Below are 19,484 nucleotides of genomic sequence, written 5' to 3'. Positions count from 1 at the left end.
CTCTCGGAGACCTCCAATGCGCCGCGGTGATTTCGCCGTCGAAGTCGTTCCGTCCGGATACGCTCGCGTTCGTGAACTCGACTCGGGCCACGTGCTCGCCAGACCGGGAACCGTTTATCGTCTGAGGCTTCGCAATTTCGGTCCACTGTTCTGTGTGGCCGACATTGCGATCGACGGTCGTCGCGTCACCAGCGGAGGGCTCGTGCTCCGACCGTGGAGCGTGATGGACCTCGAACGTCCGGTCGACGACGGCGAAGACGGCCGCTTTACGGTTGCGGCCGAGGGCGACGAAGCCGCGTTCGGGCCGGATGGCGGACGTGACAATGATGCGCTCGGACTGATCGACGCGAGCTTTCGCCGTGAACTTCCCGGCGGCAACAACCGCGGCGACATGCCGTCGATCTCGATGCCGTCGCAGTCACCGATGCGTTCCCTCGGCGGCGCGCCGCGAACGCCGGCAACGATCGACGCGCTGTACTCGCCACGCTTTCCCGGTGTGGTGCGCGACACGCAACCGCACTTCGACCAAGCCGCCGGCACTGGTTTGACCGGACACTCCGATCAGCAATTCATGCCGATGTCCCTTGGTCCGCTCGAGACGGAGGCCACGGTCATTCAGATGCGCCTCGTTGTTGGAAGCGAGGCGGCGATCGAAGAAGCTCCGACGAAGCCGGCAGAGCAAACCGCTCCGGCACGCCCGGCGGCGCGTCCATGACGCGGCGCGTTCAGACAACGGCGCATCGTGGCCAGGCCGCACGTCGGACCACGCCTGTGCGCTCGGACGCTGTCACGCGTGCGCACGCAGAGATCGAACGGTGGAGGCGAGTCGCCGTTCCCGACGCAACGACGCCGCTCGAGGTGGACGACCTCGTGCGACTTCTGCGCGATTGCGTCGCCGCGTTGCAACTCGATCCCGCGGTCACTGCCGACGTCAGCGTGAACACGGTGCACTACTATCGTCGCAAGGACATTATCGATCCGCCCGTGGGCAAGACGATCTCTGCCCGCTACGACGTTCGTCATCTCTGGCAGGTGGCAGGTGCGCGACTGGCTGGCTATCTCGGTCTCGTGACGCTCGCCGAAGCGCGCGATGCAATCCGCGGCGCCGATGAGGCGACGGCAGTGGAGTTCCTCGCTGCACGCGTTGCCGACGCGCGCGCGCGCGACGCGGTGCGCGATGTGAAGCCCGCATACGAGGTGACGCGCGACATGCGACCACTCGGGAGCCGTTCTGCGAAACATGTCGCGCGTGTCACGACTGACGCGACCGTCGTGGCGCTACCGGGGAATGCGTGGTGTGTGATTCCTGCCGCACACGCCGCGCTTCAATCACCGGAGGCAGCTGATGCACTCGTGCGAGCCTTCGCGCTCGCTCTTGGAACCGTCAAATACTCGTGAGGAACTCATGTCGTCGCTGCATGTCCCCTATGTGATCGAGCGTTCGCCGCGCGGCGAGCGAACCTACGACATTTTTTCGCGGCTTCTGATGGACCGGATCGTCTTCCTCGGCACCGAGGTCAATGACGACGTCGCGAACATTCTCATTGCGCAGTTTCTCTTTCTCGAAGCAGATGCGCCGGGCAAGGAGATTCAGTTCTACATCAATTCGCCGGGAGGAGTCGTCACGGCAGGACTCGCGATCTACGACACTATGCAGCACCTGACGTCGCCGATTTGCACGACATGCGTTGGGATGGCGGCGAGCATGGGATGTTTTCTGCTCGCCGCGGGCGCCAAGGGACGTCGCGCCGCTCTGCCCAATGCGAGAATCATGATGCATCAACCGTCGGGCGGCGGCGGTCGCGGAACGGCGGCCGACATCGAGATCATGGCGAAGGAAATTCTGCACAATCGCGAACGACTGTACGCACTACTCGGAAAGCACACGGGTCAGCCACTCGAGCGCATCGAGCGTGAGTTCGAGCGTGATCGTTGGTTTTCCTCGAGCGAGGCGAAGCACTACGGCCTGGTCGATCGCGTGATCGAGAAAGCCGATCCGATCAGCGACGCCATGCCGATGGCGGCCGACTAGCGGCGATGTGAGTACACGGTCGGAATGGTTCTTGCGCCCGCCATTCAGCCCGTTCCGGAGTTTCGCGTGACCGATATCGGCGACGTTCGCCATTCCGTTTCATCGTTCCTTCCCGCAGCGAGCGCCGGCGAGATCTCTCTCGGAGGCGACATGACTGTGAACCGCATGGGTTATGGCGCCATGCGGATCACGGGTCGCGGTGTGTTCGGAGAGCCCGCGGATCGCGCCGAATGTATCCGCGTGCTTCGACGTGCCGTCGAGTTGGGCGTGACATTCATCGACACGGCCGACTCGTATGGGCCGCACGTTTCCGAAGAGATCATCGCTGAAGCGCTCTATCCGTATCCCGCGGGGCTCGTCATTGGAACGAAGGGCGGATTCGAGCGGCCCGGTCCGGACAAGTGGGTCACGAACGGCAAGCCGGAATACCTTCGCTCGGCGCTCGAAGGAAGCCTCAAGCGTCTGCGGGTCGACCGCATCGATCTCTGGCAGCTACATCGCATCGATACGAAAGTGCCGGAGGACGAACAGCTCGGTGTGCTCTCAGACTTCGTACGCGAAGGTCTCGTACGGCACATCGGTCTATCAGAGGTGACCGTCGATCAGATCGACCGCGCGCGGAAAGTCGTGCCGATCGTCTCGGTGCAAAACATCTATAACCTCGCCGAGCGTCGGTGGGATGATGTCGTCGACTATTGCGAGCGGAATGCGATGGCGTTCATTCCGTGGTTTCCGCTTGGCGCCGGCTCGATCGACCGCGATGAATCCGAAGCACGAAATGCGATCGAACGTGTCGCGCAACGGCACGAAGTACCATCAATGCAGATCGCGCTCGCTTGGTTGCTCGCCCGTTCGCCAGCGATGCTCGTGATTCCCGGCACATCGAAGGTGAAGCACGTCGAGCAGAACATCGCGGCCGCGGTGCTCGAGCTCAGCGACGACGATATGTCTGCGCTCAGCCTCCGCTGAGCGCTCCGCTTACCGCGGTGTACGTCGGCTTTCGGCCGAACGAGTCGTCGAATAGCAACGCTTGACCGTAGCCGGGGAACGTGCCGGGCACCCACGATTCCCCGTCGTTCAATCCCCACACGATGATTGCCTCGCACGCGCTTACCGCGAGGCACGCCGACACGACGTTAGCGTAGCCCTGCGTCTGTGCCGTGAGCTCGGCCGCGGTTGCGCCAGGTGTGCGAACGCGGATGTCGAGCTCCGTGATGTGGATCTTGAGTCCGAGCGCGGCGAATCGATTGAACGTCGACACGAGCGCATCCTTTGATGGCACTCCGGTCCCGTCGCTGTTGACCTGAAAGTGCGCTTGGAAGCCAATGCCATCGATGGGAACGCCGCGCGTTTTCATTCCGCTGACCAACGCGAATGCCGAATCCTGTTTCGCGCCGGAAAACTCGAGATTGTAGTCATTGTAGAACAGCAGCGCGGCCGGATCGACTGCGCGCGCCTCGCGGAAGGCGAGATCGATGTACGACGCGCCCAGTGTTGCTGCCCACGGAGAACCAGTCACGCGAAGCGTCCCGTTGCCGTCGTTGATCGCTTCATTGACAACGTCCCACGCGACGACCTTTCCCTTGTAGTGTCCGACTACGCTGTCGATGTGCTCTTTGAGAACGACCTTGAGCGTTTCTGCATTCCACGTCGTACCGGTGAGCCAGGTCGGATTCTGCTGATACCACACGAGCGTGTGGCCGCGCACCTTCATCGTATTTGCTTGGGCGAACGACAGCATCGCGTCGGGATTCGCCCAGCGGTACGCGTAGCGCGAGTCGCGATGGATCGAGCTCCACTTCATGACGTTGCCCGCGACGAGCAAGTTGAACTCGCGCGCGACGACCGTGTCGTACTGTGCGGGACTCGTTCCGAAGAAGGTGGCGTCGACGGCCACACCGAACGACCGAGCCTTGGCGGCCGCTAACCCGCGCAGCGTCGTGGTCGTGGCCGGTGGAGTGACGATGCACTTCGCTTGGGTGGGGTCCTGCTGGCAGGTCTTCTCTACCGGAACGGTCGGCGCCGCGGTCTCGCCACCGCTTCCGCCGCAGGCGGTCGCCAGGGCGAGCGCGAACGCGCCGAGGGCACAAAGGGCCAGGCGGGGCGCCCGGACGAGTAAGGTCATCTTATCAGTCATGCGGGATTATGGCGACTTCGCCGCCGTCCCGCGAGGGCCCATGCGGGCGATTGTTTTCGTTAGACAGTGTGTCTAATTTCGTTGGACATACTGTCTAGCGAGGCTCTCGTGTCGTTTCCCAAAATCGCACTTCTCACCCTGCGCGTTCTGGCGTGGATTCAGATCGTGCTGGGCATTGGCTTCTGGACCGGACATTGGTACGGGCTCGTTCCCGTCCATCGAATTGGCGGCATGCTGTTCGTCGTCACGCTGTGGACGATCGCGTCGCTCGCCCTCGTTCGGCGCCAGAAAACACGCCTGGCCGCCGTCGTGATCGCGTGGGGCGTCGTGGTCGCGGTCGTCGGCTTCACGCAGCAACACATTTTGCCCGGCGACTTTCATTGGATCGTCCGCGTATCGCATCTCGCGATCGCCATGGCATCCATGCCAATGGCAGGCCGGTTGTCGCATCCCGGCTAGGCGCGGCGCGCGGGGCGCGCTAGACTGGGCACGATGCGCATCCGTCATCGGGCCCAATGCCGCGCCGTGTAGCGCCCCGGACTTACACACCGGTCGAGCGACAGAAGTCGGTCGACGCGGGGCGCGACCGCATCATCGGAGCGGCCCGTCAGCTCCTGGAAGACACCGACGCGGAGGCATTCTCGCTCGATGCCGTGGCGCGCCGGGCGGGCGTGTCGCGAATGACGGTGTACAACCAATTTGAGTCGAAAGCCGGCCTGCTAGAGGCACTGCTCGATTCGCTCGCCCTTCACGGACCTCTGGCCGAGTTGCCAGCGGTGTTCGCGCAGACGAACCCACGGGTCGCGCTCGACGAGTTCATCGCACTCTTCGGACGGTTTTGGACGCTCAGCCGCCGATCGCACGAGCGCTTGGCTGCCGCCGGCGCATCGGATCCGGAGCTCGCATCTGCGATGCTGGGCCGCAACGAGCGTCGCAGAGCCGGTCTCGCGGAGTTGGTGGGACGATTCGGCAAGGAAATCAAACCGATCGTGCCGCACGAAGAGGTGGTGAACGTTCTGTTCGTGCTTCTGAGCTTCGCGAGCTTCCACGCGCTCGCCGGAAAGGACCGCACACCGCACGACGTCGCGCCGATCATGCGACGGATGATCTATGCGGTGCTTGGGCTGTCGCCGAACCCTCCGCGCGCAGTTCGCAAACGCGCGACGTAGCCTCAACGGCGCGCGCCAACGTCGTCGCCTGCACGCTGCTGACTGTCCGATGAGCACCGGCTCGAACGTCGATACACACAACCGGCTCATCACCCGACAGACGAGGAATGCATCAATGACAACTACGCGACGAATTCTCGCGTTCGACCGAGTCACGGTCGACGGCTACTTCTCTACTCCCCAAGGCGCGCTCGATTGGGCCGTTCCCGATGAGGAACTCGACAAGGGCGCAGTCGGCTCGATGCCCGGGACGGACACGATACTGTTTGGGCGACGCACGTATGATCAGTTCGAGAGCTTCTGGCCAACGGTGCTAGACGGCTCCGGCACTGCGCCCGATCCTCACGTCGATGGGCGACGCACAGAGGGCATGCGCGCCATGGCTACGTGGATCAACGACGCCAAGAAGATCGTGTTCTCGAGAACGAAAAAGGACGTGACCTGGAAGAACTCGCGGCTGATTCACGAGCTGAATCCGCGCGAGATCGCCGCCATGAAATCCGAGCCGGGAAAGGACATGATGATCTTTGGCAGCGGCGCGCTCACATCGCAGCTTACAGAGCACGGTCTGATCGACGAATATATGTTCGTCGTCAGTCCGGTTTTGCTTGGCAGCGGACGTTCATTGATCAGCGGCGTTTCGAAGCGCATCGGCCTGAAGCTGCTGGAAGCGAAGTCCTTTCCGGCGGGCAACGTCATGCTCCGGTACGCGGCACAGTCGTAGGGCATCCTCCATCGTTGAAGAATGATCACACTCGAACCGGTCACACTCGAAGGTCCGGGCATTCGACTCGAGCCACTCGAGGCTGCGCACGCGCGCGACCTCGAGTCGGCCGCGTCAGACGGCAACCTGTGGGAACTCTGGTTCACGACGGTGCCAGAACCCGGCGGCATGCCGGCATATGTCGACGAAGCGCTCGCCGGACAGCGAGCAGGTCACATGCTCGGCTGGGTGGTACGAGAGCTCGGCACCGGCGCGATCATCGGCACGACTCGCTATCACGACATCGACGCCGAGATCGATCGCGTGGAAATCGGCTATACCTGGTATTCGAAGAAGTGGCAGCGAAGCCACGTGAATACCACGTGCAAGCTCATGCTACTCACGCACGCCTTCGAAACGCTCGGCTGCAAAGTCGTTGGGTTGCGCACGGACCGCTTCAACTTTGCCTCGCAACGAGCAATCGAGCGACTCGGCGCGCAGAAGGACGGCGTCATCCGTCATCACAGGCGCCGGCGTGACGGCACGGTGCGCGATACGGTCATGTACAGCATTCTCGCACAAGAGTGGCCCGACGTTCGTCGCCATCTTCAACTGCGACTGGGCCGATACGAGTAGGTTCTTTCCCGACCGTAGCAACTACCGCGTCGCTACAGGCGACGTTGCTCCACCGAGCTGTGCGATCGCAGTGTGGTACAGGCGAGTACGCAGTGCGCTGCGTTCCGACGCGCGCGTGATGTATCGCGCGCTGATCTCGACGCCTCCAGCCACCGGCTTGAGGCTGATTGCCGGCGCACTTGTCAGCGACGCGAGATGCGGCGAGCGACGCGAACCCTTCCACTCGGCTTCGGCCTGACGTGCGCTGTCGGCCGTCGCCTCTTCGACTTCCTTTTGAATGACGTCGACGATCGGATACGGATCCTGTCCGGCCGGCACCTCGATTTGCACTTCGTCCCAAAGCCACTGACCTGACGTCGAGAAGTTGAAGTAGTGCCCTTCGATGGCAAAGCCGTTTGTGAACGTGACACGCCGACCGGTCGGATGTCCCGACTCGTTCCAGCTTCCCGTTTCCAGCAGCACCGTATAGAACAGTCCGAGCTCGACGACTTCGCCCGTCACGCCGTTGACCTCGACGAGATCGCCAATGCGAATCCCGTTCTTGCCCATGAGCACGAACCAACCGATGAAACCGACGATGAAATCCTTGAGCGCCACGGTAAGACCGGCGCCCGCGAGTCCAAGGAATGTGCCGAGATTGTCGGGCGGTCCAAAGATGACGAGCAGGATGAACAGCACACCAATCACCTGCAACGACACGCGCGTCACCATGTAGAGCGTCTGAGTGCGTCGGCGATCCATGGTCGATGCGCCAACGACATGCTCAATCCAGCGAGCCATGAGCAGTCCGATGAGCACGATCACGAGAATGACGGCAATTCCAATCAGGATGTGATTGATCACCACTCGCTCTTGCGACGCGACGACCGCAATCCATCCGGTGTAGACGTCGGATAGCCGATGCTGATTGTCGACGCGTTGATCGAGTGTGGCGCGCGCCTTTTCGGCCAACGCATTGCGACGCGTCGCTGCAAGCAGCGCTGCCGACGAATCGTGACTGAGCTGAGCATTCGCCGAGTCGCGCATGCGTGTGGCGCGCGCCTCCATGCGATCATGTCGCTTCTTGAATGCGTCGGCGAGTGAATCAGCCATCGCCTTGGCAAGCTTGAGCTGAGCCTCCTTGCCATACAGGGCCTGGAGCGCTTGAACGCGTCGAACCAATCCGCGCGAGTCGGGCGCGGTGGTGATGTTGACGTGCACGCTGTCAGAACTACGCGACGCGGCGTCGTGCTGGTCGATCATTTCCTGCATTCGGCCCTGCGGATCACCGCCGGCTCGTCGAAGATCCTGCCGCGCGTCGTCCGCTTCGTCCTGATCGAGCGCGAGCTGTGCCTTGGCCAGGTTCAGCCGATCGTTCAGCGACTCCGCGGCAGACGGGCTTGCTTTGGCGACCGCGGCGGTGAGGTCCTTTACCTGCGATTCGTCCGATGCCAGCGCGCGAAGTGCCTGCTGCAGCTGCGCGTCAATCTCTTTCGCCTCTGGCGACAACGGTCGGTTCTGGCTCGCGGCCTGACGGACGGCCTGCGCGAACGCCAGATCCATTTCCTGGTCGCCGAGTCGGAGGGCGTCTTCGGCGGAGATGCGTTCGTCGGGCGTGGTTGGTAGGCGTACCAACTGTTCGGCGACGATCAGAGAACTCTGGTCGACGACGATGGATCGGTCGCCCGGAGCCCGGCGCCCGATTCGAGTCGGAGCAGTCGGGTCGCGGCGTCCCGTGCGGTAGGCGCCATAGCCAACGGCAATGAGGCCGGCGACGAGGAGCAGAACGATACTGTCTTGCTTGAATCGCATAGACGAAACATCGCGCGTGACGCAGGGAACGTCCAACCGCGGGGGTAGGGGGTGACGGGGATCACGCCAATCGCCTCGCGGAGCGGTCGTTCGGAGGCGTGAAACTCCGGGCGGCTAGCCTCGTATAGTTATTTTAACCATACACCGACACGAGGTCGTGGTGCCCGCTGATCCGCGCAATTTTCTCCCGTTGCGGCCCGTCGATTTGCAGTTGCTGCTCGCGCTGGCCGACGAGGAGCGCCACGGGTATGGACTCGTCCAGGAAATCGCCGATCGGACGGGCGGCCTGGTGACGCTCGACCCGGGGAACCTGTATCGCGTCGTCAAACGGTTGGCCGACGACGGACTCGTGGCCGAGACCGAACACCGAGCGGCACCCGACCTCGGAAACGAGCGACGGCGCTACTACAAACTCACGCCACTTGGCGGGAAGGTGCTCGGCGCCGAACTGGAACGACTGCGCGCGTTGATTGGATCGCCGGCCGTTCGTTCGGTGGCTCGGAGATTCGCCACGTGAACCGACGCGACCATGGTGCGCGGCGGGTGCCGTTTCTCTGCCGATGCGCGATTGCGCTCTATCCGCGCGAATTTCGTCAGCGGTATGCCGACGACATGCGCGACGTGCTGGCCGATCAGCTTCGAGCGTCTCGCGAGGGCGGCGGGCGACTCCGCGTCACATGGCGCTCACTGAGGCTCACGATCGGTCTAGTGCGGGCTGCCGTTGCCGAGCACCGCGCTGCGTACACTCCTCAATCCGCGAGACGCCCCAACATGTTCGAGAATACGAAGAACGACCTGCGCTTCGCGACGCGAATGTTGAGGAAGAGCCCGGTCTTCACCGTCGTTGCCGTGCTGGCGATTTCGCTCGGTGCCGGTGCAGTCGCCACGATCTTCAGCGCGATGAACTCGATGGTACTTCGCCCGCTGGCCGGTACCACGGATGGTTCGCGCCTCGTAGGGCTGCAGTTCTCGCAGCGCAACGGACGGCTCGAGATCGCGGGATCGTGGGACACGTATCAGAGAATGCGTAAAGAAACGCGAACTCTAAGCGGGCTTGCTGCGTGGGGCCGAGTTGCGCTGTCGATCTCGGCGGGAGCGACGGCGGATCGCGATGGCGGTGCCGTGGTCTCGGGGAACTACGCGTCGGCCAACTACTTCTCGGTGCTCGGCGTTCGACCAATGCTGGGTCGCTTTTTTCTGCCCGAGGAAGACAGTACGCCGAACACGCATCCTGTGGTTGTCGTCTCGCAGGCATTCTGGTCAACGCGTCTCGGCGCCGACAGCAGCGTCATCGGAAAGCCAATCAGCGTGAATGGAAATCCATACACGCTCATCGGTGTCGCGCCGGCAGGTTTCCGCGGCGTCATCTCGCTGATTCCGGTCGATGGCTGGATTCCGCTGATGATGCAGAGTCAGATCCAGCCCGAGCGCAACATTGCGACCGCGCAGTGGCTTCGCCTGGTCGGACGGTTGAAGGATGGAGCGTCGAACAATGCGGCGCAGGCGGAACTCACGACCATCATGGCAACGGAGGCTCTGCAAGCGCCGGCCGGTAGCCGAGCGAGTCGATTGAACGGCGTGCGAGTCGCGATGCTGCGCGCCGTTCCGGAGGATGCGCGTGTGCAGTTCCTCGGCTTCATGACGATTCTGCTCGTTGCGGCCGGCTTCGTCCTGTTCATTGCGAGCGTCAATGTTGCGGCCATGCTCTCGGCGCGCGCCGTAGCGCGCCGGCGTGAGATGGCGTTACGTGCTGCGCTTGGCGCGAGTCGGTCGCGTCTGGTGGCTCAGCTGCTGACGGAAATCCTTCTGCTGTTTGGCATCGGCGCCGCGGGCGCTATCGGATTTGCGTTCATCGCGACGCGTCTCGCAACGAAGGTGACGCTGCCCGCTGATGTGATTGTGCCGCCGGACATGTCGCCCGATCTGCGAGTGATGGCGTTCTCGCTATTGATTTCCCTGGCCACCGGGCTGGTGTTTGGATTGGCGCCTGCCGTCCGTGCGTCGCGCGACGATGTGTCTGCGCGGCTGCGTGACGGTGCGGCGGGATCGGGAACGCGAAAGAGTTGGACGGGAAACACGCTCATCGTCGGTCAATTGGCTCTGTCGCTCGTACTGCTCGTCGCCGCGGGGCTGTTCTTTCGCGCCGTCGACATCGGTTCGCGAGTCGATCCTGGCTTCGATCGGTCGGGAATTTCCATCGTGTCGTTCGACACGCGGACATACGGATTCGACGAGGTCAAGGCTCGGCGCTTCTATCATGACCTGCGCGAGCGAGTCGCGGCATTGCCGGGCGTAACAGACGCAACGTTTGCCAGCTTCGCGCCGCTGACGACGCGCAGCATGAACGACAGCATCACGCTGGCGAGTGGCGAGCGACTTCTTGCTTCGACGGACAACGTGGGCAGCGAGTATTTCAGCGCGCTTCGTATGCCGCTTGTGGCGGGTCGTGGTTTCGCAACGACGGACGATGCGCGGGCGCTCGCCGTCGTGGTGATCAACGAAACATTGGCCAAGCGATTGGCGACCGATGGGAACGCCGTGGGCAAGACGTTGGTCCTCGGCAAGACGATCGCGACCGTCGTGGGCGTCGCCCGCGATGCGAAGTACGCGAGTTTCGACGAGCTGACGCCGCCCATGGTGTTTTCGCCGTTGGATCAGCATTGGCAGTCGAATCAGACTTTGTTGATCAAGTCGGCGACGGATCGTGCTCAATTGGCGCGCGGTTTTCGCGACGCCATGCGAGCGGTCGACGTCGCCGTGCCGGTTCCACCAATGATGTCGCTCGAGCAGGCGAGCGGGATCGCCGTGTTGCCACAACGCATTGCGGTGATCGTCACCGGCGTGCTCGGCGGCGTAGGACTGCTGTTGGCGACGCTTGGGCTCTACGGCGTGATCGCGTACTCGGTGAACCGACGGACGCGTGAGATGGGTGTCCGAATCGCACTGGGAGCCCAGCGATCCGACGTGCTGGGGTTAGTGATTCGCGAAGGCGCCAGACTCGTGCTTGCCGGTGTCGTGCTCGGCATTGTGCTCGCGGCGGGCGCCACGCGCGTGATTGCAAAGTTCCTATTCGACGTCAGCGCGCTCGACCTCATGACTTTTGTGGCGATGTCTCTCCTGCTGATCGTCATCGCGCTGGTGGCCACGTATCTCCCGGCGCGGCGCGCGGCGTCATTTGATCCCATGACGGCCTTGCGATCTGAATAGAACTCTTTAATTCTTTCTCGGATCTTTGGAGCCGACGACGGCGTACAACGTGCAGTCGGCCGGCTCTCCCGTCGGTCGCTTGGTCACTTCCTGACCCAACATGCGACGCTCGCTGTTCGTTTCATTGCTCCTCCTCTGCCCTACGTTTGTTGCCGCCCAGTCTGCCACGAGCGTGGCGGCGGCGGTCGAGGCGTGGATTGCCACGCGAGGCAGCTACAGCATGCCGGCGTTTCGCCAGGCGCTGGTTGATCTCGACGACGACCACCACTCTGACGCGGTGGTCCTCCTTACTGGTCCGGACTGGTGTGGGTCGGGCGGTTGTAGTCTGCTCATTTTTCATGGGACCACAGCCGGACTGGAGTTCGTATCGGCCGCGACGGTGACGAGCGAACCGATTCGCCTCTCGTCGCTCAAGTCGAATGGCTGGCGAACACTGATCGTCCGAACGAAGGAGAAGGGCGACGTGCTATTGCAGTTCGACGGCGAGGGTTATCCGACGAATCCGTCGATGGCTGAAAGGGCCACGCCTACGCAGGCGCGAGCGGCACGGGTCATCATCGACTAGGTACCGGTTCGATGTTTTTGGGGTAAAATAGGGCCTACTCCGACCATCCCGTGTCATGCCCCTCGCTTTCGTTTCGTCCCGCCCGTTACGTCGCAGGTCTGCTGAACTCCTAGCCATCGCGGGAATTGGCCTCGGATCAGCCAGCGCGGTCGCCGCACAGGAAACCGTAGCGTCAATCGTATCGACGGCGACGAGCGCCATCACGCCGCTGCGAGATACCATTGCTCTGCAGAGAGCCGGGTACATCGTCATCGGCCTTCGTGGCGGGTCGAAGGATCTAACGCCATTTCAGGGACAGCACTGGCTGCAGATCGGACGGTTCATGGCGAACTCGCCGGTACAGCTGACGCAGCCGAACTTCATGATGTACCTCCCCGTCGGCGATTCGCTCATCCCGATTGGTGTCGCCTACTCGCAACGAGAAGCGGCAAACGCCGAACTGCCGACCACGCTCGCCGGAACGACAGCCGAGTGGCACAGCCACATCTTCTGTCGCGGCGTGCAAGGCGAGGGGAACGTGCTGGCTGATGGGCCAGACGACTGCAAGGAACGCGGAGGCAAAGCGTCGCCAACGCAGATTGCGATGGTCCACACCTGGACCGTGCCCAATCCGGATGGACCGTTCGCGCACGACAATCCTGCGCTGCCCTACATCGCGACTGGTTTGAAGGTCCCGAATCACGCGATGCAGGACGAGCGGTTGTTCGCGGTCGCGATCGGCGAGAGCTACGGCGCGCGCCTCGTCGCGGCGCACCATATCACGGCATTCGTTGCGCGCGACGGAGTCAAGAATACACTCGACGCGCACCGCGCCGCGTTGCGCTCGCTCGTATCGCAGCTACGCGACGCCGAGCGAAAGAACGACGCGGCGAAAGGCCAGGCGGCCCACAAGAGGATTCTCGACGAATGGACCGCCCTCGCCGACGAGTATCGCCGACTCGCGCCGACGCCTGAAATCAAAGCTCGGTTCGATCTCGAGTTGAATCAGGCAATCGGCACGGCCGCGCACCATCACATGTAGCTAGCGATTCAGCCAGTATGCGAACTTCACCAGGAACGTGTTGTCCGGGTGCAGGCTGAACAGGTCGCGATAGTCCTGCGACCAGGACTGATTCATGTTTTCCGTACCAGAGCCATCGCGACCGTGTGCCCACACCACGAAGAGCGTAGAGCCCGGTCGGAATTCCCAGCGGACCACTGAGTTCGTGCGAAGTTGCGTGTACTTGAACGACATGTCCTGTCCGGCCGGAGGAGCGTACGGCTGAAAGCGCGCCGCATAGCTGCTGGCCGTCGGATTGCTCGCCTCGCGAATGTTGGAATACTCACCCGTCGATACGAACGGTTGACCGTAGAACTCGAACGTGAGCGTCGGCGTGACGGTGTACGTTGTCCGCGCGCCCATCGACACGGTGCGCTGCTCTAGGTGTGCGAAGCTATAGTGCACTCTCGTCGTGGCGCTGTCCGTGAAATTGCCGAACCACTGCGAATCGTTGTGATCGCGCGAGTAGTTCGGGCCGACGTTGATCGAGAGACGCGACGACAGGCGGAAGTTCACGTACGGACTGAACGACGCGCCATGCGAGCTGCCCTCATCGGCAAACCACAGATTCGTCCACATCCCGAACGACACCGGCTTGCGACTGTCGGAGTTGAATCCGCCCCACGGGTAGAACGCGCGCGACTGTCGCAGCAGCGGCCCACCGCGCGTGCATCGATCGCAGTAGGTCGGCGTGATGTGCGCGAAGGTGTTGCCCATGTGAATGTCCCAGTTCGTCTTGAGACCCAGATGTCCGTTGAAGTTGAAGGCGTTCTCGAGACGCGTGCCCGACGTGTTCCATTGCTCCCAGTGATTGCCGTTCAGCTGTGCCCAGTTGTAGATGCCACGAGCATTTCTGAATGACATCGCGCCCCACGTGCTCCAGTCGACAATGTCCGCGCGTCGTAGGTAGCCGAGGTCATTCACTTCGAACCCGGCGGACTGTCGCAGCAGACTCGTTTCAAAGCGCGTGATGCCACCGCCGTACTTGCCAAACTTGATCTGCTCGGAATGTCCGCCGAGCGACGTGCGCGTCGAGTCGACCTGTGAGTCGCCTTGCGGCTGCTGGAAATAGTGAACGGAGCTTGTCTGCGTGAGCAGCAGCGCTGCCGGCGTTCCCGTGACGTACGAACCGGCGAACTGTCCGGCAAGTTCGTACTTTCCGCCCGCGAAGCGATTGCGGAACGTCGCCCCCGTCGTGTAGGCACCTCGATGGAGGAACTGCGCCGTGAGGTCGTCGAGTGAACGGTTGACCGCGGTCGCGATGACACTGATGCCCGCTTCGCCCCCACGCAGATCTTGCTGCGCGCGGAGCACGCCATAGTTCGTGAGCGGTTCCACCGTTGCACCGTTCACCCCACCAACGCGCTCGGTCACGGCATCCAGCACGCCGAACGACATTCCATTCGCCGTGCGCCCGGTGAGTTTCGTTGCTGCCGCAATTGGCGTCGCACTCGGCGTTCCCGAGTCACCGTAATCGTCGCGCAATGATGGCGACCGGCCGATTCTCCGCGAATAGAACAGACCTTCGTTCGTGCTACAGTCAACGACGATGTAGCAATTCAGCTGGAACTGATACAGTCCCGTACCTTCGACGAAGAACGGCCGATGCTCGGCGAAGAATGTTTCGAACGCGGTGAGGTTGACGACCGATGGATCGGCTTCGACCTGGCCGAAGTCGGGATTCACCGTCGCGCTCAGCGTGATATTCGGCGTAATGCCGAGCTTGATGTCACCGCCGCCGGTGATTTGTTGATCGCGTGCGTATCGCGAGTTCGCCAACGTGCGCTCGACATTCTTGGTGACGACGTAGGGCGTCATCTCGACGCGTCGGCCAGCGGTAATGCCGGTGAGTCCGGTGAGCACACCAAGCTGCGACGTCAGGCCGCTACGCGTTGGCGAGTAAGCCGGCCACGCTTCGCGCTCATTGAGTCGCTCGATGTCGCGCCACACACCAAAGCCGAAGGTGTTCGATTCGGATTTCGCGTATCGGAGCTGCGAAAGCGGAATTCGAAACTCGGCCGTCCAACCGGCGGAATCGACGCGCGTCGCGACATCCCAAACGCCGTCCCACGAGTCGTCCTCGTTGCCGTCGTTACTCATCGAGAAATCGCGCTTCACGCCATCGGGGTTCACGGCGAACTCGAAGCCACTGCGCCGGTCGTTGTACGAGTCGATGAGCAGCTTGATCTGATCCGACGAGCCGCGCACGTCGCGCCGAGTGAGCGCGTGCATGATGCTGTCGGGATGCGGATCGAACATCCGCGTGAACACATAGAGGTTCTTATCGTCGTAGGCGACGCGAAATTCCGTGCGGAATGACGGATCGGCATCAATGCGCGGCTGGAACTGCTTGAAGTCTGTGATGCGTTTGGCGGTCAGCCAGATCTCGTCGTCGTCGCGACCGTCGATCACGGGCGCTCTGGTCGCGCGAGCAGCAATCGCACTGGCAGCGACGACGACGCTCGGCGTGTGAGCGACGGGCGGTGTGGTTTCCTGAGGCGGCAAATGCGCGGCGAGGAGCAGCGCTACGACGGGCAGCATTGGGGGGCATCCGGTCAGTGTCGGCCGGTTGGACACTGCGATTTCAGGAAAGGTTGGAAATTCAGCATACAGATTTTCGCTCGTTACGTTGGCTTGACATCGCGCGCCGCGGCCGGAAGTTGTGAGCGGACGCCGCCTAGGAAGGCGCGCGATGGTGGAGCGGCCCTGAAGCGTGATGAACCGGCGGATTGAAATGACATCCCGAGGAGGTCAGATGCTTCGCGTGAATGGACGACGCGGATTTTCGATCGCGATCATGGTCGTGCTCGCCGCGGTCGTGCGACCCGGAGTGCCGGTTGCTGGGAGCCAGGTAAGCCCACAGGGCGATCGTGGCCGCGTCATCACGGCCGCGGCAAAACTGCGCCTCGACTCGACGCTTCGATCGTTCGCCGAGTCCGGCAAGGTTGCTGGCGTTTCAGCGTTGGTTTACGAAAAGGGCGACGAAGCCTACTTCGGCGCATTCGGGATGGCCGACCGAACGGCGGGCCATCGCATGACGCGAGACGCGATCGTGCAGATCTTCTCGATGACCAAGCCGATCACCGGCGTGGCGCTGATGACGCTATACGAGCAGGGCAAGTTCGCGCTCGACGATCCGCTGTCGAAGTACGCGCCCGAGTTCGCGAACATGATGGTGTATGCCGGCGCGGACGCGTCGGGTAACCCGAAGCTCGAGAAGCCGCACCGGCCGATCACGATCCGTGACATCACGCGCCACACCGCGGGCTTCGCGACGGGGGGCGACAATCCGGGCGTCGGGCCGTTGCTCCGCGCGGCGGATCCGATGAATCAAACGAATACGCTCGCGCAGATGGCGCAGAAGCTCGGCACGGTGCCGCTCTGGTTTCATCCGGGCGAGAAGTGGGAATACGGCCCGTCGGTCGACGTGCAGGCCTTTCTCGTCGAGCGGCTATCGGGACAGAAGTACGGCGACTACGTCCAGCAGCATGTGCTCGGCCCGCTCCGAATGAATGAGACGCGGTACTTCCTGCCGGAGAGCGATCGTGGGCGCTTCGCGGCGATGTACCAGCGGAGCGATGCGGGTGTGCTCTCGCAGGTTCCGTATGCGTCGGCGTGGGTGTTCAACACGAATCACTGGGCGTTGACGCCCGGCAGCTACGGCCTGACGTCGACGCTCGACGACTACATGCGCTTTGCGCGGATGTTGCTCGCCGGCGGAACGCTGGACGGTGTGCGCGTGCTCGAGCCGGCGACCGTGAAGCTGATGGCAACGAGCCACCTGTCGGACAGCATCACAGAACGCTCATGGCTGCCGAGCAAGGGTCAGGTTGGATTTGGGATCGACTTCGCTGTGCGAACGCGGCCAACGTCGTCGCCTGACGAGAATCATGGCGTTGTCGGCGAGTTCTTCTGGGATGGCGCGGCGAGCACGCTGTTCTGGGTCGATCCGGCGAACCAACTCGTGGCCGTGCTATTCGTGCAGCTGATGCCCTTCGACAAGGTCGGATTGCATCGGGGATTTCGCGACGCCGTGTACGGCCCGTATCAACCGGCGGGCGCAACCGCGAAGCCATGAGTCGCGCTTGACACGATTGGCGTGGCTGCGTTATTCCTCACGCAGCGCGCCATTGGGGCGCCACCTGTCCGCGGCAAGGGAGGATTACTCCCACCCAATTCGGTTCGAAATCCGCAGTATCTCGAACCTTCTTCCGGCCTGCATTCAGCGGACTCCAGGCGACACGGGAGAATGGTCATGTCCAGGCGTCCCACGCCCACGTCCGCCCTCGAGAATGCGAAGAGGGAGGCGAAGCGCTGGCTCAAAGCACTCCACGACGGAGTCGAAGAAGCCCGCAACCGGCTCGAACGAGCCCTGACAGACGTGCCAGCGGAGCCGTCGCTGCGCCATGTGCAGTTGGCACTCGCACGCGAGCGCGGATTCGCCGGCTGGAATGCGCTGCGAGAAGCGCTGACCGCCGAGCGATCCCGCCAAACGCTGACTATCGAACGTTTCGAAAAGATGGCGACGGATCTCGTCGACGCGTATCGCACAGGCAATGACGCCGCGATGCGCAGCGTGTGGAACACCTTCGGGCACATGCGCTCGTGGGAGGGAATGCGCACATACGTGCAGCTCGATCTGGGCAAGCGTCCGAGCCACGACGGAACGGCGCCTGACATCACGATTGACGATGCGCGTTTGCTCACAGCGAGAGCGCACGACTTTCCCACGTGGGACGCGCTCGTCGAACTGGTCGACTCACGTGCGAATGGCGAGATGATCGTCGCGCGACAAGTGACCGTGTTCTCTGCCGATGTGAGCGGCAAAAAGCACCGGTCCATTCACACACGCGATTGGAGCGCCGCCGTCGGGCTTCTGCGCGAGAGGGAGACCGCGGGCCTCGACGCGTCTGGTCAGATGACCGATGAACTGCTCGAGCGGCTGTCACACCTCGGCCACTTGACGTCACTCGATCTCAACGGCTCCGCGGAACTCACCGATGATGGTCTGCGCCATCTCGCGCGCCTACGCCGGCTGCAACATCTGGATCTGAGTAATTGCCGCATTTCCGATCGTGGCGTCGCCGTGCTTAGCGAATTGCCAGAGCTGCGATCGATTTCGTTGTCTTGGACCGGTGTGACCGACGCGGGCATCGCCACTCTCGCAGCGTGCCCGTGGCTCGAGCGCGTGAACCTCATGCACACACGCACCGGCGATGGCGCGGTGAAAGCGCTCGTCGGCAAGGAGCACCTACGTCACTTCAAGAGCGGCGTTCAACTCACGAACACCGGGATGTCGCTCTTTCGCGACTTTCCAGTCTTTCAAAGCTGGCGCGGCGGCGACGAACAGGTCGCCAGCAGTCTCTATCAGCCGGAGCCAAACTCACTCCTGCTTCGCGGCCAGTTTACAAACGGCGGCCTGGCGGAACTTGCGGGGCTCGACGGCCTATATGCTCTCAATGTCGATGACAGCGCGCTCGCGATCACAGCCGATGGCCTCGCGCCTCTCGTCGATCTGCCGAACCTCGCCTCGCTCGCGTTCGATGCCACGGACGCAGCAATGCCATTCATCGCTGCGATGAAGAAACTCCGATTCCTGATGATTCAGGACACGGTGTCTGGCGACGATGGGTTCGTGGCACTCAGCCGCTCGCAATCGATCGAGAACATCTGGGGGCGTCGCTGCCATAATCTGAGATCGCGCGGATTCGCCGCACTGGCGAACATGCCGAAGCTGCGCACCCTGGGCGTGAGCTGCCTCAACGTCGACGACACTGGTTTGGCAGCATTGCCAAGCTTCCCTACACTACGCGAACTGATGCCGATGGACGTTCCCGACGCCGGCTACAGATTCATTGCGCAGTGCCTCGGCCTCGAGGTACTCACGCTCATGTATTGCCGGGAGACAGGCGACGGCGCGACCGAGCACATCGCGACGCTGCCGAACCTGAAGAAGTACTTCGCAAGCTATACGAAAACCACTGACCGCACCCCGGAGCTCCTCAGCCGCACCGTGTCGCTCGAGAACGTCGAGTTCTCGGCATGCGCTGGACTCACCAATGCCGGCATTGCGACGCTTGCCTGGCTGCCGCAGCTACGCGAAGTGATACTTGGCGGGATGTCCAATGTGACAGCGGACGTGGTGTCTGCCTTTCCGGCGCGCGTGCACGTTCGGTATTCACCAACACCAACGAGATAGCAGCCC

General features: G+C 62.6%; 17 protein-coding genes. 14 read left to right on the top strand and 3 right to left on the bottom strand.

Going from position 1 to position 19,484, the window contains the following annotated elements; genetic code table 11:
• Positions 1–16 precede the first annotated feature (16 nt).
• From AC6H4Z_RS01920 to AC6H4Z_RS01905, 4 genes are all read left to right on the top strand, one after another.
• Positions 17–715, top strand: a complete 699-nt coding sequence (locus tag AC6H4Z_RS01920; protein ID WP_497545044.1) for a hypothetical protein — start codon at positions 17–19, stop codon at positions 713–715.
• Positions 712–1,398, top strand: coding sequence for a MerR family transcriptional regulator (locus AC6H4Z_RS01915; protein ID WP_497545043.1), 687 nt, complete (start codon positions 712–714; stop codon positions 1,396–1,398). Before AC6H4Z_RS01920 ends, AC6H4Z_RS01915 begins: the two co-directional genes overlap by 4 nt.
• Before the next feature lie 7 nt (positions 1,399–1,405).
• Positions 1,406–2,032: an ATP-dependent Clp protease proteolytic subunit gene (locus tag AC6H4Z_RS01910; RefSeq protein ID WP_497545042.1), complete on the top strand. Its 627-nt coding sequence runs from the start codon at positions 1,406–1,408 to the stop codon at positions 2,030–2,032.
• Positions 2,033–2,098: 66 nt separating this feature from the next.
• Entirely contained in the window at positions 2,099–3,001 is a 903-nt protein-coding gene (locus AC6H4Z_RS01905) for an aldo/keto reductase (RefSeq protein ID WP_497545041.1), read from the top strand.
• On the opposite strand, the gene AC6H4Z_RS01900 is transcribed toward AC6H4Z_RS01905, so the two are convergent.
• Positions 2,988–4,169, bottom strand: a complete 1,182-nt coding sequence (locus AC6H4Z_RS01900) for an endo-1,4-beta-xylanase (RefSeq protein ID WP_497545040.1) — start codon at positions 4,167–4,169, stop codon at positions 2,988–2,990. The two genes, AC6H4Z_RS01905 and AC6H4Z_RS01900, sit on opposite strands and share 14 nt — an antisense overlap.
• A gap of 108 nt (positions 4,170–4,277) precedes the next feature.
• Between AC6H4Z_RS01900 and AC6H4Z_RS01895 the strand changes: the two genes are divergently transcribed.
• From AC6H4Z_RS01895 to AC6H4Z_RS01880, 4 genes are all read left to right on the top strand, one after another.
• Complete coding sequence (locus tag AC6H4Z_RS01895) at positions 4,278–4,628, top strand: hypothetical protein (RefSeq protein ID WP_497545039.1); 351 nt, start codon at positions 4,278–4,280, stop codon at positions 4,626–4,628.
• A 56-nt stretch (positions 4,629–4,684) separates the two neighbouring features.
• Positions 4,685–5,338 (top strand): TetR/AcrR family transcriptional regulator, encoded by a 654-nt coding sequence (locus AC6H4Z_RS01890; RefSeq protein WP_497545038.1) that lies wholly within the window; start codon positions 4,685–4,687, stop codon positions 5,336–5,338.
• A gap of 115 nt (positions 5,339–5,453) precedes the next feature.
• Positions 5,454–6,062, top strand: a complete 609-nt coding sequence (locus AC6H4Z_RS01885) for a dihydrofolate reductase family protein (RefSeq protein ID WP_497545037.1) — start codon at positions 5,454–5,456, stop codon at positions 6,060–6,062.
• A gap of 21 nt (positions 6,063–6,083) precedes the next feature.
• The gene (locus tag AC6H4Z_RS01880; protein WP_497545036.1) at positions 6,084–6,677 is read left to right on the top strand and encodes a GNAT family N-acetyltransferase; all 594 of its coding nucleotides are present in this window, start codon (positions 6,084–6,086) and stop codon (positions 6,675–6,677) included.
• A 21-nt stretch (positions 6,678–6,698) separates the two neighbouring features.
• On the opposite strand, the gene AC6H4Z_RS01875 is transcribed toward AC6H4Z_RS01880, so the two are convergent.
• On the bottom strand, positions 6,699–8,468 hold the full coding sequence (locus AC6H4Z_RS01875) for a mechanosensitive ion channel domain-containing protein (RefSeq protein ID WP_497545035.1): 1,770 nt from the start codon (positions 8,466–8,468) through the stop codon (positions 6,699–6,701).
• 160 nt (positions 8,469–8,628) lie between these two features.
• Between AC6H4Z_RS01875 and AC6H4Z_RS01870 the strand changes: the two genes are divergently transcribed.
• From AC6H4Z_RS01870 to AC6H4Z_RS01855, 4 genes are all read left to right on the top strand, one after another.
• Positions 8,629–8,985: a PadR family transcriptional regulator gene (locus tag AC6H4Z_RS01870; RefSeq protein WP_497545034.1), complete on the top strand. Its 357-nt coding sequence runs from the start codon at positions 8,629–8,631 to the stop codon at positions 8,983–8,985.
• The gene (locus AC6H4Z_RS01865; RefSeq protein ID WP_497545033.1) at positions 8,982–11,675 is read left to right on the top strand and encodes an ABC transporter permease; all 2,694 of its coding nucleotides are present in this window, start codon (positions 8,982–8,984) and stop codon (positions 11,673–11,675) included. Before AC6H4Z_RS01870 ends, AC6H4Z_RS01865 begins: the two co-directional genes overlap by 4 nt.
• A 100-nt stretch (positions 11,676–11,775) precedes the next feature.
• A complete protein-coding gene (locus AC6H4Z_RS01860; RefSeq protein ID WP_497545032.1) occupies positions 11,776–12,240 on the top strand; it encodes a COG3650 family protein in 465 nt (154 codons plus the stop codon).
• A gap of 55 nt (positions 12,241–12,295) precedes the next feature.
• On the top strand, positions 12,296–13,261 hold the full coding sequence (locus tag AC6H4Z_RS01855) for a hypothetical protein (RefSeq protein WP_497545031.1): 966 nt from the start codon (positions 12,296–12,298) through the stop codon (positions 13,259–13,261).
• Here AC6H4Z_RS01855 and AC6H4Z_RS01850 read toward each other — a convergent pair whose 3' ends face one another.
• Positions 13,262–15,820, bottom strand: coding sequence for a DUF5916 domain-containing protein (locus tag AC6H4Z_RS01850; RefSeq protein ID WP_497545030.1), 2,559 nt, complete (start codon positions 15,818–15,820; stop codon positions 13,262–13,264).
• A 214-nt stretch (positions 15,821–16,034) separates the two neighbouring features.
• Between AC6H4Z_RS01850 and AC6H4Z_RS01845 the strand changes: the two genes are divergently transcribed.
• Complete coding sequence (locus tag AC6H4Z_RS01845; RefSeq protein WP_497545029.1) at positions 16,035–17,357, top strand: serine hydrolase domain-containing protein; 1,323 nt, start codon at positions 16,035–16,037, stop codon at positions 17,355–17,357.
• A 177-nt stretch (positions 17,358–17,534) separates the two neighbouring features.
• Entirely contained in the window at positions 17,535–19,478 is a 1,944-nt protein-coding gene (locus tag AC6H4Z_RS01840; protein WP_497545028.1) for a leucine-rich repeat domain-containing protein, read from the top strand.
• Positions 19,479–19,484: the final 6 nt, after the last annotated feature.

The sequence above is a fragment of the Leucogemmata humicola genome (genome assembly GCF_055379415.1).
The sequence above is the reverse complement of the archived record's forward strand: the minus strand, read 5'-3'. Positions and strand labels throughout refer to the sequence as shown.

What these genes read in the sequence shown, in the direction of transcription:
- AC6H4Z_RS01920 (WP_497545044.1), top strand. Translation starts at nt 17, where the DNA reads ATGCGCCGCGGTGATTTCGCCGTCGAAGTCGTTCCGTCCGGATACGCT.
- AC6H4Z_RS01915 (WP_497545043.1), top strand. Translation starts at nt 712, where the DNA reads ATGACGCGGCGCGTTCAGACAACGGCGCATCGTGGCCAGGCCGCACGT.
- AC6H4Z_RS01910 (WP_497545042.1), top strand. Translation starts at nt 1,406, where the DNA reads ATGTCGTCGCTGCATGTCCCCTATGTGATCGAGCGTTCGCCGCGCGGC.
- AC6H4Z_RS01900 (WP_497545040.1), bottom strand. Translation starts at nt 4,169, where the DNA reads ATGACTGATAAGATGACCTTACTCGTCCGGGCGCCCCGCCTGGCCCTT.
- AC6H4Z_RS01890 (WP_497545038.1), top strand. Translation starts at nt 4,685, where the DNA reads ATGCCGCGCCGTGTAGCGCCCCGGACTTACACACCGGTCGAGCGACAG.
- AC6H4Z_RS01885 (WP_497545037.1), top strand. Translation starts at nt 5,454, where the DNA reads ATGACAACTACGCGACGAATTCTCGCGTTCGACCGAGTCACGGTCGAC.
- AC6H4Z_RS01880 (WP_497545036.1), top strand. Translation starts at nt 6,084, where the DNA reads ATGATCACACTCGAACCGGTCACACTCGAAGGTCCGGGCATTCGACTC.
- AC6H4Z_RS01875 (WP_497545035.1), bottom strand. Translation starts at nt 8,468, where the DNA reads ATGCGATTCAAGCAAGACAGTATCGTTCTGCTCCTCGTCGCCGGCCTC.
- AC6H4Z_RS01860 (WP_497545032.1), top strand. Translation starts at nt 11,776, where the DNA reads ATGCGACGCTCGCTGTTCGTTTCATTGCTCCTCCTCTGCCCTACGTTT.
- AC6H4Z_RS01855 (WP_497545031.1), top strand. Translation starts at nt 12,296, where the DNA reads ATGCCCCTCGCTTTCGTTTCGTCCCGCCCGTTACGTCGCAGGTCTGCT.
- AC6H4Z_RS01850 (WP_497545030.1), bottom strand. Translation starts at nt 15,820, where the DNA reads ATGCTGCCCGTCGTAGCGCTGCTCCTCGCCGCGCATTTGCCGCCTCAG.
- AC6H4Z_RS01845 (WP_497545029.1), top strand. Translation starts at nt 16,035, where the DNA reads ATGCTTCGCGTGAATGGACGACGCGGATTTTCGATCGCGATCATGGTC.
- AC6H4Z_RS01840 (WP_497545028.1), top strand. Translation starts at nt 17,535, where the DNA reads ATGTCCAGGCGTCCCACGCCCACGTCCGCCCTCGAGAATGCGAAGAGG.